Source organism: Amycolatopsis sp. NPDC043885, assembly GCF_056435685.1.
The window spans coordinates 84910-98369 of record NZ_JBWKEA010000010.1; the positions used below are offsets into that span (position 1 = coordinate 84910).

The window sequence follows — 13460 nt, forward strand, 5'->3', positions numbered from 1 at the left end:
GAGTCGATCACCGACATAACCCGGCGCCCGGCTTCGTGACCGGACCTTTGATGCGTGACTGTGTGGATTTTGGGACATCTGACGTCCCAAAATCCACACAGTGCCGGTCAGGCGCGACGCGACCGCAACTCCAGGACGGCACCGGACAGAGCCAGACCACCGGCGCAGCAGGCAGCGACGGTCACCACCTGAACAGCCGACGAGTGCAGCCAAGCGGTCACCAGCACCGTTTCCACCACGACGGTCGTCCACATCAGCACGGTCACCCGCCGGTCACCGGCGGCGAGGCGCGAAAAGAGCAGGATCTGCACCAGTGCGAGCATCGAGCCGGCGAGGGCGAACGGCCAGACCGGCATGGTGCTGGCGGCGTAGCCGGAGCCGCCGATGAAGGAGAGCAAGCGTGGGCCGGCGACCACCGAGACGAGGAGCACGACGGCGTCGAGGGCGGCGCAGACGGCCAGGGCGGCGGGCAGGATGCGGCGGCGGTCGTCGCCGTTCGCGAAGCGGGGGAGTACCAGGACGCCGACGGCTTGGGGGAGCCAGTAGGCGATCTTCGTGACGATCGCGCCGAGTGCGTATTCGCCGGCTTCGGTCGCGGGGAGGGTGTGGCGCGCCAGCACCAGGTCGAGGTTCACCAGCAGGACCAGCGCCAGCATCGCCTGCGCCGCGTGCAGGACTTCGCCCGCGTGCCAGCCCGCCTTCCGCGGTCGCTGCCGTCCACAGAGGACCCAGCCGCAGAAGATCACCAGGTACGAGCCGATCGCGGTACCGGCCAGCGCGCCGGTGGCGTCGCCGCCGATCAGCAGGCCGATCAGCGATCCGCCGACCTTGCCCGCGCCTTCGAGCGCCATGAGTCCGGCCAGGAGGGCGAAGCGGCCGCTGCCCTGCAAAAGGCCGTGGAAGAGGCCGAGCAGCGTCAGCGGGCCGAGTGTGACGGCGAGCAGCAGCGCGGGCACCACGGAATCCAGGTGCAGCACGAAGACCAGTACCGGCGCCAGGAGCAGGCCGATGGTCGTGACGATGGCACTCGTCGTGAGGCCGAGCGCGAGGAGTGTCCCACTGTCCTGCGGTTTGCGGGCGACCCGCAGCGCGACGACGGTTTGCAGACCCATCGCGGGGACGACGCCGATCACCAGCACCGCCAGCAGCGAGCTCAGCTCGCCGAAAGCGCTCGGCGCGAGCAGCCGGGCGGCGATGATGCTCAGCGCGTAGGCGCCGGCGTTGTTGGCCGCCAGCGCGAGCGAAACGAGGATCGCCGCGACACGCTTGTCGGTCCTGGTCTCTTCGACCTCGACGTCTACGCTCAACGGTGCTCCCATTACCGGCGAGTAATCGGGCGACCATAACCGCGATCGAGGCGGAAAGGGAAGAGCAGTTGGACGCACGGCGCGAACGTCTCGTCTTGGCCGCGGTGTCGGCCGGGCTGGCGTCGCTGGTGTTCCTGCCCGTGCTCGGACGCGGCTTCGTGCTGAGTTACGACATGGTGTTCGCCCAGCGTCAGTCGCTGATCCCGGACGCGCTCGGACTCGGTTCCGCCCTGCCGCGATCGGTTCCCGCGGACGCCGTGATCGCGCTCGCGACCGCGGTCGTCCCCGGCGACGTCGTCCAGAAAATCATTCTGCTGCTCTCGCTGTTCCTTGCGGCATACGGCGCAGGGCGGCTGGTCCCGACGGAGCAACTCGGTACGCGGATCGTCGCGGCCACCGGGTACGCGTGGACGGCCTATTTCGCGGAGCGGTTGTTCATCGGGCATTGGCCGCTGCTGCTCACGTACGCCTGTCTCCCGTGGATCGTGCGCGCCGCGCTTTCGCTGCGCCGGAACGAACCGAGGGCGCTCGCGGGACTGGTGCTCGCCTGTGCCCCCGCGGTGCTCACGCCACCCGGCGGCGTGCTGGCCGCGCTCACCGCGATCGCGCTGGCCGGACCGCGAAAACTCGGCCATACCCTCGGTCTCGCCTTCGTGTTCAATCTGCCGTGGCTCGTCCCGACCCTCCTGCACGACGGCGGCACGCTGTCCGATCCCGCGGGGGTGGCCGCCTTCAGCGCCCGCGCGGAAAGCTGGGGCCCGGCGATCCTGAGCGTGCTCGGGCTCGGCGGGATCTGGAACGGTGACGTCGTCCCCGGCAGCCGGGGCGCACCGATGGCCCCGGTGCTGATCCTCGTCACGGTCGCCGTGGCGCTGGCCGGGCTCCGCCCCCTCGAGCGAAAGTGGGGGACACCGCCGGCGAGAGCGTTGCTGCTGCTGGGAGTTCTCGGTGTCGTGCTCGCCGCGCTGGCGACACTGCCGTTCGGCGAGCCCGTGCTCTCCTGGGCGATGGGGCACGTCCCCGGCGCGGGACTGCTGCGGGACGCGCAGAAATGGGTGGCCTGGTGGGCGCTTCCGGTCGCGCTCGGGTTCGCGCTGGCGGTCGAAGCCGCCGCCGCGCGCCTGCGGACCGGGGCGGCGCGTGGGGCGCTCGTCGTGGCCGCCGCGCTCTTTCCCTTGCTCACCATGCCCGATCTCGCCTGGGGCGGCTGGGGAAGGCTCGAAGCGGTGCGCTACCCGGCGGACTGGAGCGAAGTGCACCGGGTGCTGGCGGAAGACGGCCGGCCCGGCGACGTCGTCACGCTGCCGCTGTCCACGTTCCGGAGTTTCGCCTGGAATGACCACCGGACACAGCTGGATCCGGCGCCGCGGGCACTGCCCGAGACCGTGCTCGTCGACGACACGTTGCGCGTCGGCGGCGAGGAGATCTCCGGCGAGGATTCCAGAATGGACCGTGTCCGTGCCGCGCGGTCGGCGGAAGACCTGTCATCGGCGGGAATCGGCTGGATCCTGGTCGAACACGGGACGCCGGGCCGGGTAGACCCGCGGTTGCTGACCGGCGCGGAACCGGTGTGGTCCGGTGACTGGCTCACGCTTTACCGCACTCCCGGTGAGCCCGCCGTGACCGGGACGCGATCGCCGATCCCCGTGGTGCTGGCAAACGGAGTAGCGCTGTTATCGATCGCGGCCGCACTGTTGTGCCTTAAGTTACCGGTGCGTACATTGAGCCGACGCAGGAATTCCCTGTCTCGGAAGGAGTAGGTCTTGGGCACCCTCATCGGCGCGGCAGCCGCCGTCATCATCGGGCTCGCGACGGCCGCGGGCGGGAGTTACGCGCTGACGAACACCGCGGATCCGGACGCCGCACCCCAGGTGCAGGCGAAGATCAAGGAGCAGTTCAACCCGAACTCGAGCCCCGAGCACGTCATTTACGGCAACCGCTGAGCCGGTGTCCGAGCTCGCTTCCGACCACGCCGGCCGGGTCGTCGGGCTCTACGGCGACCCCACCGTTTCCTGGAGCATCCTCCTGGAAGCGAGACTGTCTTCGGTGCTGACGCCGGAAAAGGCGCGGATGCGGCTGGCGGTCGCGGTCGAGGAACGGCCGTGGCTCGGAGCCGCTCCCGAAGTCGTGGCCGTTTCCGGCGAAGAACTTCCGGCGATCCGCGATCGATTCGCCGAGACCTCGTACGAACGCGGTGCGCCCTTGATCCGGGTCGCGGTCGGTGTCGACGAGCCCGTCGTGCTGATCGCCGCGCATCACGGCGCCCTCGACGGTCTCGGCCTGCTCGCCGTTCTCGGGCTGACCCTGGACATCCCGATCTCGTCCGCCGCCAAGGGAATCGGCGCACGCACGGCCGATCGATCCTTTCTCGTTTCCGCCTTCCAGCGCCTCGCGGAAGCACTTTTCGCTCCTCCGGCGAGAATCACCCCGGAACGGGCCGAAAGCCGCCCAGGAGACGTGTTCAGCGCGAGGATTCTCCCTCGCTCGCGGCTCGGGTCTTCGGCCTTCGCGGCGGCCGCCGCCAAGCTGACCGAGACGTGGAACGCCCGCCACGGCGAGGAAGCCATCAGGGTGGTGGCCGCGGTCGGCGCGTCCTGTCGAAGTGGAGCCGCGCCCGAACCCTTGCACGACAGCGCGTTCTTCCGGTTGCGACTCGGCGGGAAACCCACGGTCGCCGAAGTGGGCGCGCTGCTGGCCGCGCAGCCGCCGGAACCCGATTTTCCCGCCCGCAGCAGCAGAATCGCCCGGCTGGGCACCCGGCTGCTGGCGAGCAGGCTCGGTTCGACCTACCTGGTTTCCAATCTCGGCGTCGTTTCGGCGGCGGACGCGGTCACGTCGATCGCGTTCTATCCCGCCGCCAGCGGCCGCTCAGGCGTGGCGTTCGGTGCGGTGACCGTCGGCGAGACGAGTACCGTCACCGTGCGCGCACGCCGCAAGGACTTCGACGACGCCGCCACGGCCGACCTGGCCGACGGGATCGTGGAAGCCTTGCGGCGTCAGTGTCTGTAGGCGAACCCGCCGGTGATTCGACACAGCGGGTTCACGGCTAGGGTCACGTTCCGGACAAAACCTCAGCTCCGCCAACAGGCGTAAGGACCCTGGGATGGGGGATGGCCACCCCGGCCACGTCGCGCACGAGTGATTCGAAACGGTTCACGCTGTGTTCCCAGTCGAACAGGCTCGCCCAGGTGATGCCGGCCTTGCCCATTTCGGTCCGCCGCACCCGGTCGGCGAGCAGACCGTCGACCTGCGCGGTGAAATCGGCGAAGTCGTCGGCCAGCAGCCCGGTCTTGCCCTCCACGATGGATTCGGCCACCCCGCCCGCCGCCCGGTAGGCCACCGAGGGCACGCCGTGCGCGGCGGCCTCCATGATGACGATTCCCCAGCCTTCCTTGACCGACGGGCAGAGGTGCAGCCAGGACCGTTCCAGGATCTCGTGCTTCTCGTCCTCGTCCACCCAGCCGTGCAGCCGCACGCGGTCTTCGACGCCCCGGTCGCGGGCGTGTTTGCGCAAGACCTCTTCCCACGGTCCCTGGCCCACGATCTCCAGCTTCAGCGTCGGCCAGCGCCGGCTCAGTTCCGCGACGACGTCGATCGCGTGCTCGATCCGCTTGTGCGGCACCAGCCTGCTGACCGCGACCAGCGTCGGCTCGGTCTCGCGGACGGCCTTGCCGCGCGGGGGAGTGTCCAACCCGTTGGGTACCACGGTGATCCGCGAGCCTTCGATACCGAGTCCGGTCAGTTCGCCCTTGGTGATCTCGGAAACCGTGACGTAGCGGCAGTGCCGGAACAGCCACGGCGCCAGCCGCGACTCGATCCACCAGCCGATACGGCCCAGCGTCTCGCCGAGCGCGCTGATCCACTGTTCCTTGTGGACGTGGTGCACCAGCACGAGAACCGGGCAGCCGGCGACGAGCCTGGCGAAGAACGGCATCCCGTTCTGGACGTCGACGACGAGGTCGGCGTGCGCTTTACGGATCGCCCGGAGCGCATGGAGATAGACACCGAACTTGTTGCCACGGCGGCGGTAGCGGACACCGTCGCGCCATTCCCCGGCGTTCGCGCCCGGGTACGCGGCGCACTGGATCTCGACCCGGTATCCGGCTTTGGCGAGTCCCTCGGCCATCCGCTCGACGTACCGCTCGGAGCCGCCGCCCTCCGGATGCCCGGTGTCGCGCCAGTTGACGAGCAGCACACGTGGCCTTTCCATCGTGGTTCTCCCAACCTGTTAGCGACAATGCTAGGTTACCGGTGCGTACACGGTAGAGGAATCATTCTCGGAAAGCGATGGTTCGATGGTCGGTAATCGGTCGGTGACCCCAGCAACGATGCCTCATCGCGCCACTTTGCGCAGATCGGTGACGTTGTTCCGGGCCTTTCTCACCGAACAGACGGATCCGGACGGTTTCTACTCGGTGCTCGCCGGCGACTCGGTCCGTCAATTGGCGCGGCACACTCCGTTGAACGGACGGACCATCGTCGACGTCGGTGGCGGGCCCGGCTATTTCTCTGATGCGTTTCGCGCCGCCGGAGCCACGTACCTCGGCATAGATCCCGACGTCGGAGAGCTGACGGCGCGCGGAGAGGCAGGTGAGAACATGGTCCGCGGCAGCGGGACGAAACTGCCGGTGCGCACCGCGTCCGTGGACGTCTGCTATTCGTCGAACGTCCTCGAACACGTTTCCGAACCCGAGGTCATGCTGGCCGAGATGTGCCGGGTGACCAAACCCGGCGGCACGATTTTCGCCTCGTTCACGCCGTGGTATTCGCCGTGGGGCGGTCACGAGACGGCGCCGTGGCATTTCCTCGGCGGCCACTACGCCCGGCGGCGTTATCTCGAAAAGAACGGCAAGGAGCCGAAGAACAAATTCGGGGAGAGCCTTTTCGCCTTTTCCGCCGGCGCGGCCATCCGGTGGGGGAAGGCCGCGCCGCTCGCCGATCTTCAGGAGGTCTACCCGCGCTACCACCCCTCCTGGGCCCAGTGGATCGCGCACGTCCCCGGGATCCGGGAAGTCGCGTCGTGGAATCTGGTGATGGTGCTGCGCAAGCGTCAGTGACGTGAGGGGGCGGGGCGGCGCTTCACCAGCAGGAAGACCCCGAGCGCGAGGAAAGCCGCGCCGCCGATCCCGAGCACGATCGGCCCGGTGCTCCCGATGAAGTCCAGCTTGCCCTTGTTCTCGTCCACCTGCTTGACCATCGCGTCGACCGTCGCGTCGGTGAAGGCCAGCTTGCCGTCGAAGACCACCGTGGGCGTGGGATTCGCGGCCGACCGCAGTTCCTGGTGCGACCGCTGTTCCTGCTTGACCTGGATCCCCGTCACCGGCTCGATCCAGCTCGTGATGGTGCCCTGGTAGAACTGGCCCGCCTCGACGGAGCCGCCGGCGGCGCCGATGAGCGAGCCCGGCACCTTCTTCGTCGAGATCTTCGTGTCGGGGATTTCCTGGACGAACTTGTAGACCTCGACGCCCTTGATGTCCTCGACACCCTTGAACCGGGCCTGGACGGGGCGGCCGGTGTTGTCGTCGTAGACCTGGTAATCCTTCTGTTCGGTGCCGAAGGGGAACTTGAAGTTCAGGCCGGGCTGCGGCTTGTACTCCTGGACCTCCTCGGGCTTCTCGCCCTCTTTTTCGGGCTTCTCCTTGAGTTTGGTGACGAAGCTGCTGTTGGCCGAGCACTTCGCCTCCTGGTCGCCGCCCGGCGGGACGTACCCCTCCGCGGTGCGGCGGTCGAAGCAGACCTGGCGTTTGCTCGCGCTGACCACGGTCTGGTCGCTGGTGTCGACGACCGAGACGGCCATCAGCCACACGGCGACGTCCGTGCCCTCCCGCATCTCCGGCGGCGCGAAGTTCGCCACCACGCGGGCGGTCGCCTTCAGCTTGGCGTCGTCACGGATCTCCGTGACGGTCTTGCCGCCTTCGGTCTTCACCGCGAGCACCTTGGACGCGGTGCCTTCGAGGACCGACGTCGATTCCTGGTTCAGCGGCACCTTGGCGAGCTCGGGCTTCACGTAGGTCGGCAGCAACACCGCGCCGGCGACGGCGAACACCCCTAGTGCCAAGAAGATCAGGCTCAACGCTCGACGCAACGGTCCTCCTGGTGAGACCACGGAAAAATCCACATTACCCATCGGTAATCAGTCGCCAGATACTGGCTCCTGGGCCGGTCAGCGTCAAAGGTGTGACCGGCGGTCATAGGCACCGCGTGCGACCGGAAGGCGGTACGCGCGCCGCCATTCGGCGCAGGTAGCCAAACATGTTTGTTCCCGGGAACAACGTGAGCGGGACCACCATCGGACGACTTCCGGTGCGTGGAAAGGAACTCTGTGCCGCAGGACCTGAACGATCCCCGCGCGCTGGACATCGGCGCCTACTCGGATTCGATCACCGACGTCGAGCTCCGCGACGCGGTCGCCGACGTCGCCGCGCTGCTTTCGTTGCACGGCAACGTGATCCGTGATCTCGACGCCAGGAGATCACGGTGGCGCCCCGGGCGGCGGTCCCCGCATCCCGACATCGTCCTGTCGGCGGCCGGCAGGCGTCCACAGTGGACGAGATCGGCGAACCCCGAGGTGACCCTGCCGGTCGCCACGACCGCGCGCGGCCGGACCCTCGCGGTGCGGCTGACCGCGCGGCCCGGTCTCGGGCACACGCTGCTGGACCTCGCGAGGATCATCGACGCCGACATGGCGCCGGAGAGAAGGAGCTAGGCGTCCGCCAGCCGGACCGCCTCCAGTGCGACGTAGAGCTCACCGACGTCGACCGGGTCGGACAGATCGCGCCGGGTCAGTTCCTGCACCCGGCGCAGCCGGTACCGGACTGTGTTCGGATGGACGATCAGCCGGTCCGCGGCTTCCTTGGCCGAGCCGTGCCCGGCGAACCACGCGACCAGCGTGTCGAGCAGGACCTGCCGTTCCGGCTTGGGCAGCACCAGGAGCCCGGCCAGCACCGAGCGCAGGACGTCCCGCGACATCTCCGGCGCGCTCGCGACCAGCGTGGTGACCGGGGAGTCGCCGAAGACGGCGACGCCGGCGGCACCGGTGGTCAGTGAGCGGCGGGCGATCCGGGCGCGGTGTACCGCGTCCGGTATCTCGAGGAATCCGTTGAACGGCCTGCTCATCCCCACCGCCAGGGGCAGGGTGCCCAGTACGTCGCGCAGCCGCCGGACGTCCTCGACGCGGTCGATCACGACCAGGCCGACCTCGGCGCCGGGCCGCCAGGCCGATTTCCAGCGCCGGGCTCGCAGCAGGGCTTCGACGCCGGGCGGTTCGTCCGGTTCGATGGATTCGGTCACGACGGCGACGAAGGTGCCCGCCGCCGGGAGGTCGAGTTCCTTTGCGGCGTTCTCGAGCTCGGCCTGGGTGGCGAACCGGCCCTGCAGCAGGCCGTCCAGCAGGGCGAGCTTCTCCTGGGAGAGTTCGGCGGCGACCTCGCTGTACGCGGTGGTCAGCGCGTCGGAGTAGAGGTCGATGGTCTTCCACACGTTGGAGTTGATCTCCACCGTGCGGGCGGGGTTGATGAAGCCGGGGCCGGCCAGCTCCAGCAGGCGCTCGTAGACGAAGATCCCGCCGATCCGGAACGCGCGGAGCACGGACGGCAGCGGGATACCCTGCCTGGCCTGGGCCAGCCCGGTCTTGCGGGCCGCGTCGAGCGGGAGTCCCCGCCCCTCGACGAGCGCGGTCAGCGCCCGTTCGAGATTCGCGCGGCAGACCTTGCGCAACTCGTCCGGCGCGGTGCTGTCCACCTGGTGATAGAACTCGTCCTCGTCGCTGAGGAGCTGGGCGAGGCGATCACTGAATTCGGGCAGCCGGGTGAGCATCGCCTGCATGAGCACACGCTGCTCCCGGGGTGCGGGAGTAGCGAGAGCTTCGGTGCCCATCCGTCAACTCTAACCCGATCGAGTGGCCGCTTTTTATCACGATGCGACGAAAGGGTGGTTTCACGAGCTGAGCGCCGTTGACAACCTGCGGAGTGTGTCGCGGGCTTGCCGCAGCTCATCGGGGGTGACACCGCTGTCGTCGAGCACGGCGCGACGCCGGGATTCACTCGCGTCCCACAGGCGCTCCAGCAACCGTGTGCCCGCGGGCGTGATGGCGTACAGGGGCGAGCGGCGATGGGCGGGATTCGGCTCCGCGCGAAGCTGGCCCGCCTCGGTGAGGTCGTCCGCGACGCGTTGCACGGCTTGGCGGACCTGTCCGAGTCGCCGCGCTATGGCGGGGACGGCGAGCGGTTCCTCGGACACCGTACTGAGCACGTGCCAGCGGGCGACCGTGGTGCCCGGTCCGGTGGCCTCCCGCTCGCTGATCCGGCGGCTCAGGCCCGCCACTTCGTAGACGTCGGCGATCAGCAGCCGGTAGTCGCGGACGAGGCCGGTCAGATTTGACAGCATGCTGTCAAATCGTCATCCTGGCCCGTATGGACGTCACGGAACGGATCGCCGCCGTCTTCACCGCCCAGGGACCGCGTCCCGAACTCGCCGGACGGCTGGACGTGTTCGAGCCGCTGATCGGCGGCTGGGATCTCGTGGTGCACGACTACGCCGAGGACGGGAGTGTCCGGACCGTCGACGGTGAATGGCATTTCGGCTGGGCGCTCGACGGCCGTGCGCTGGCCGACGTGTGGATCAGTCCCGCCCGGGCGAGCAGGGGCGATGGGGTGGACGGGGAGTGGGGGATGAGCCTGCGCTTCTACGACGAGAAGATCGGCGCGTTCCGGTCGACCTGGCTCGGCCCCGGCAAGGGCTGGGTGATCCCGTTCCTCGGGAAGCCGACGGAGGACGGCTTCGAGATCGAAGCCGACACCGACGGTGTCCGGCGCCGGTGGATCTTCTCCGAGCTGACCGGCGAGAGTTTCTCCGGGTGGACGGAGGAAACGCTGCCGGACGAGGACCCCTTCGTCCGGCAGCGTTTCGAGGCCACTCGCGCGCTCAGTGGTTGATCTTGAACCACGGCTGCGACCAGCCGAGATAGGTGTAGTTCCACGCGTTCTTGATCTCCGAGATCGTGGTCTCGGTGAAGCTGCCGGGGCCGTGGATGTCGTTCGACAGGAACTTGCCGCCGCCGATGGAGATCATCGTGTGCCCGGTGCCGCCGTTGCTGAAGAACGCGAGCCCGCCCGCGGGGACCTGGGTGTCACCGGGGTGCTTGTACGAACCCGGGATCTGGGTCCAGTGCACGTAGGCGGTTTCCGAACCGCTCGCGGTCCAGCCGTAGGCCCACGCGTTGATCCGGTCGCACCAGCGGTAGTAGTTGGGATCGTTGTTCGTGTGCACGTGCGCCTTCGCCCACGCGACGGCTTCGGCGCAGGTCCGCGGGTTGCCGGTGCCCGCGGTGGAGCAGGAAAGGGTGCTGCCGGCACAGTCCGGGGCGACGCGGCCGTCCGAACCGGTGTAGACGTAGGCGTCGCTGATGTAGCCGCCCTTCGACGGCACGTAGTCCCAGATGTCGGTGGTGCCGTACTTCCCGGTCACGGTCGAGCCGTTCGTCTGGCAGTCGATCGTGACGGCGGTGCCGCTCGCGACGGTGCCGACCGAACTCGCGCTGGTGCTCGGGCTCGACCGCACGGTCACCGCCACCCCGGAGTCGGTGTTCACCGTGCCCGTCGCCGCGAGCGCCTCGCCCGCGCCGCCGAGCATGATCGCCCCGGCCAGGGCGATCGTGCCCACCGCGCCTCTGGCGATCCTCGATCGGATCTTCATCTCTGTCCTCCAGTGGTTTCCCCGAATAGGGGGACAGGATGGCGGATCCCCGTACAAGGCGCGTACAAGAAATCAACTGTCCGAAGTGGACGGTTCTATACCGGGACGAGCTCCGGTTCGGCGGCCTGACCGATGATCGGGACATCATTCGCGCAATGGGCGTTCCGCTCGGTGAGCAGTGTCCGAAGCCGCGCGAGCGCGCGGAACTGGGCCGCGCGGACCGCTCCCGCGCTCGGCAGGCCGAGCCGTTCGGCCGTCTCCTCGGCCGAAAGCCCGAACACGAACCGGAGCGCCAGCACCTGCCGGTGCGGCATCGGCAATCTCGCCAGCAGGACACCGGCCTGCAGCCGGTGTTCCAGGCGTTCGATCTCGTCCGGGTCGCGGCGGGTCCAGAGCGGCAGCCCGTCGCCGATCTCCGGGACGGAGGCGACCGGTTCGCGGGAACGGCGCCGGTGTAGATCGGCCACCTTGTGCCCGGCGATCCCGAGGGCGAACGCGAGGAACCGGTCCGGGCGGTACCGGTAGCGGGGCAAGGCGATCAGGACCGCCTGCAGTACCTCCTGTGCGCAGTCCTGTGCGTCGCAAGCGCCCGTTCCGGCGCTCCCGAGCCTGCTCGCGCAGTAGCGGAACACGTGTGGGCAAAGGAAACGGGTCAACTCCTGGATCGCGTCCGGATCACCGGCCACGGCCGCCCGGACCACTCTGCTGTCCGGGTTGGGCAGTCGTCCCGCCGTGGCGGCGGCACGGGAGTCCGCGGGGACCGTCGATGGCGCTACCTCGTCCAAGTCTGCACTCCTGGTTCAGGGGAACTGCCTGCCAAGGTGCGCCCGTCATCGGGGACTGGGACTTCGTGCGCGATGGTCCAGCTTGCCGCTCCCCGAGAGGGATGTCCACACGACGTGCCGGAAGTCATCCGAACCGCGCAATGTCTACTGTGGACACTGGTCGCGCGCCACCTTGAAGCAGGACAGTACTGGGGGATAGGCGGTGGTATCGGTGCTGAGGAGATCCGACGTCCAGACCAGGCAATGCGCGAGAACCCGGATCCGCTGGGCGAGATCGGCGTTCTCGCAGGCCTCGTCGATCTGGTCGGCGCAGGTGACCCGGTCGTCGCGGACGCTGGCGGCGATGGCGCGGACGATCGCGGCCACGCCGGGATCGAGCCGGTCCGGCCGGACCGCCATACCCGCGTGATCCCGCAGTCGCAGGGTGAACGGTTCACCGATCCGCAGCGACCGGCGGCGATCCTTGGCCGCCAAGGAGAACGTGTCGACCAGTCGTCCGACGACGTCGCCGAACGCCGGTGCGCGCCGGGTGGAGGAAGCGATGGACACCAGCGCGGTGGCGAGCCGGTCGGCTTCACCCGATCTGGTGAGCGAAAGGAGATCGCGGGCGACGATGTGCGCGCGTTTGGCAGTGAGTGTCATGTCGGGCCCCTCGTTCGTCGTGCCGATTCCCGTTACCCCGCGGTGCGAGCGCTAAACCCGAAGGCCCGCCGATTGGCGCTGGTGGGGGTGCGGGTTGCGCCGTTCGGCTCACGTCGCGGGTTCTGTAACGGTGAGAGACCGGGAGACGTCGCCTGGTGCGACCGGTCGTCGGCGGGCGGAGGGTCATGCTGTCGAGTCTTCTTCCCGGGCTGCGGGAGCTCCGGGCACCGCTCGCCGCGGGATACGTCTGACTTCTCGGCCTCTGGCTCGCCCTGCGGCCGGGCCTGCCTCCATCGGCTCAGGCTTCCGGCGACGAGGACTTCCGCGACAAGGTGCTGCCCCACATCCGAGGTCTCCAGGATGTCGCCCGCCGGGTGGGCGGGAACCGCCGGAGATCATCGCCGGTGCACGGACTGGTGAACACCGGCGCCGGGCCATGGACGACTACCTCCACCGGTGGCATCTCCTCGGAACCGTCGTGCGGCTCGACGTCGTGGGCGGCGGCCGAGCAGAATCTCGCGGCCGCGCTCGCCGTGGAACGGGGTCGTGCCCGGCTACTACGCCGGTTACCCGAACGCTCGGGCGCCGATGGAGACGCAAGGACGGATCGCGACCGTCGCGCCGAGCGAGTCCATGCCGAAACCGAAGTTCCAGCGACCGTCCACAAGGGACACCCTCCTTGAATCCGGTGCCCGGTTTGAGGCATTCGCGCGGGTTCGCGAGGGGGTCGTGAGTGCTAAAGGCGGTTATTGAGGGGAAGGGCGAATGTGGCGCGACCGAGCCTCTGCGGTGAAGGACCCCTTCACTGGCTTAAGGCAGAGGCGGCCTTCGTGGCCGTGGTTCTGGACTGGCCGACAGGAGCCGACCGCGCCCCCCTCCGAGTGTTCCACCAAGGACACTTTTCGCTGACTCAATGTCCGAGTGATGCCCAGATGGGCGATGTCACGAGGGGGTCGTGGGGGGGGGTTTTGGGTGGGAAACAAAAAAACACCCCCAAACCCCCCCCGAAACACCCCAACCACCCCCACCCGAG

Annotated in this window: 14 protein-coding genes; 6 read left to right on the plus strand and 8 right to left on the minus strand. The window is 68.7% G+C overall.

The features are described 5' to 3' along the window. Window positions 1-107: 107 nt before the first annotated feature. Window positions 108-1307, minus strand: coding sequence for a lipopolysaccharide biosynthesis protein (locus tag AC069I_RS26610; RefSeq protein WP_478266609.1), 1200 nt, complete (start codon window positions 1305-1307; stop codon window positions 108-110). A gap of 68 nt (window positions 1308-1375) precedes the next feature. On the opposite strand from AC069I_RS26610, the gene AC069I_RS26615 reads away from it, so the two are divergent. Genes AC069I_RS26615 through AC069I_RS26625 form a run of 3 tightly spaced genes read left to right on the plus strand, consistent with a single transcriptional unit; the run spans window position 1376 to window position 4316 of the window. Then, window positions 1376-3067 carry an MmpA family trehalose lipid delivery protein gene (locus AC069I_RS26615; protein WP_478266610.1) on the plus strand — a complete coding sequence of 564 codons (1692 nt, stop codon included), beginning with the start codon at window positions 1376-1378 and terminating at the stop codon, window positions 3065-3067. Window positions 3068-3070: 3 nt separating this feature from the next. Further along, window positions 3071-3250: a hypothetical protein gene (locus AC069I_RS26620; protein WP_016335312.1), complete on the plus strand. Its 180-nt coding sequence runs from the start codon at window positions 3071-3073 to the stop codon at window positions 3248-3250. 4 nt (window positions 3251-3254) lie between these two features. Beyond that, entirely contained in the window at window positions 3255-4316 is a 1062-nt protein-coding gene (locus tag AC069I_RS26625) for a hypothetical protein (RefSeq protein ID WP_478235632.1), read from the plus strand. Between the two features lie 43 nt (window positions 4317-4359). On the opposite strand, the gene AC069I_RS26630 is transcribed toward AC069I_RS26625, so the two are convergent. Then, window positions 4360-5517 (minus strand): glycosyltransferase family 4 protein, encoded by a 1158-nt coding sequence (locus tag AC069I_RS26630; protein ID WP_478266611.1) that lies wholly within the window; start codon window positions 5515-5517, stop codon window positions 4360-4362. Between the two features lie 148 nt (window positions 5518-5665). Between AC069I_RS26630 and AC069I_RS26635 the strand changes: the two genes are divergently transcribed. Beyond that, the gene (locus tag AC069I_RS26635) at window positions 5666-6364 is read left to right on the plus strand and encodes a class I SAM-dependent methyltransferase (RefSeq protein ID WP_478266612.1); all 699 of its coding nucleotides are present in this window, start codon (window positions 5666-5668) and stop codon (window positions 6362-6364) included. Here AC069I_RS26635 and pgfA read toward each other — a convergent pair. After that, window positions 6358-7392, minus strand: a complete 1035-nt coding sequence (gene pgfA, locus AC069I_RS26640) for a cell envelope lipid trafficking protein PgfA (RefSeq protein WP_478224823.1) — start codon at window positions 7390-7392, stop codon at window positions 6358-6360. The two genes, AC069I_RS26635 and pgfA, sit on opposite strands and share 7 nt — an antisense overlap. 237 nt (window positions 7393-7629) lie before the next feature. Here pgfA and AC069I_RS26645 point away from each other — a divergent pair, with 237 nt between their 5' ends. Further along, window positions 7630-8013, plus strand: coding sequence for a hypothetical protein (locus tag AC069I_RS26645; protein WP_478224822.1), 384 nt, complete (start codon window positions 7630-7632; stop codon window positions 8011-8013). On the opposite strand, the gene AC069I_RS26650 is transcribed toward AC069I_RS26645, so the two are convergent. Beyond that, window positions 8010-9182, minus strand: a complete 1173-nt coding sequence (locus AC069I_RS26650) for a PucR family transcriptional regulator (RefSeq protein ID WP_478224821.1) — start codon at window positions 9180-9182, stop codon at window positions 8010-8012. The two genes, AC069I_RS26645 and AC069I_RS26650, sit on opposite strands and share 4 nt — an antisense overlap. A gap of 60 nt (window positions 9183-9242) precedes the next feature. Further along, window positions 9243-9692 carry a MarR family winged helix-turn-helix transcriptional regulator gene (locus tag AC069I_RS26655; RefSeq protein WP_478266613.1) on the minus strand — a complete coding sequence of 150 codons (450 nt, stop codon included), beginning with the start codon at window positions 9690-9692 and terminating at the stop codon, window positions 9243-9245. Window positions 9693-9718: 26 nt separating this feature from the next. Between AC069I_RS26655 and AC069I_RS26660 the strand changes: the two genes are divergently transcribed. After that, on the plus strand, window positions 9719-10240 hold the full coding sequence (locus AC069I_RS26660) for a hypothetical protein (protein ID WP_478266614.1): 522 nt from the start codon (window positions 9719-9721) through the stop codon (window positions 10238-10240). Here the strand turns inward: AC069I_RS26660 and AC069I_RS26665 are convergent. The 3 genes from AC069I_RS26665 to AC069I_RS26675 all read right to left on the minus strand — a co-directional run bounded on the left by AC069I_RS26665 (window position 10230) and on the right by AC069I_RS26675 (window position 12427). After that, complete coding sequence (locus AC069I_RS26665; protein WP_478224818.1) at window positions 10230-11000, minus strand: hypothetical protein; 771 nt, start codon at window positions 10998-11000, stop codon at window positions 10230-10232. The two genes, AC069I_RS26660 and AC069I_RS26665, sit on opposite strands and share 11 nt — an antisense overlap. A 95-nt stretch (window positions 11001-11095) precedes the next feature. Next, window positions 11096-11785, minus strand: coding sequence for a sigma-70 family RNA polymerase sigma factor (locus tag AC069I_RS26670; RefSeq protein ID WP_478266615.1), 690 nt, complete (start codon window positions 11783-11785; stop codon window positions 11096-11098). Between the two features lie 144 nt (window positions 11786-11929). After that, the gene (locus AC069I_RS26675; protein WP_478224816.1) at window positions 11930-12427 is read right to left on the minus strand and encodes a hypothetical protein; all 498 of its coding nucleotides are present in this window, start codon (window positions 12425-12427) and stop codon (window positions 11930-11932) included. Window positions 12428-13460: the final 1033 nt, after the last annotated feature.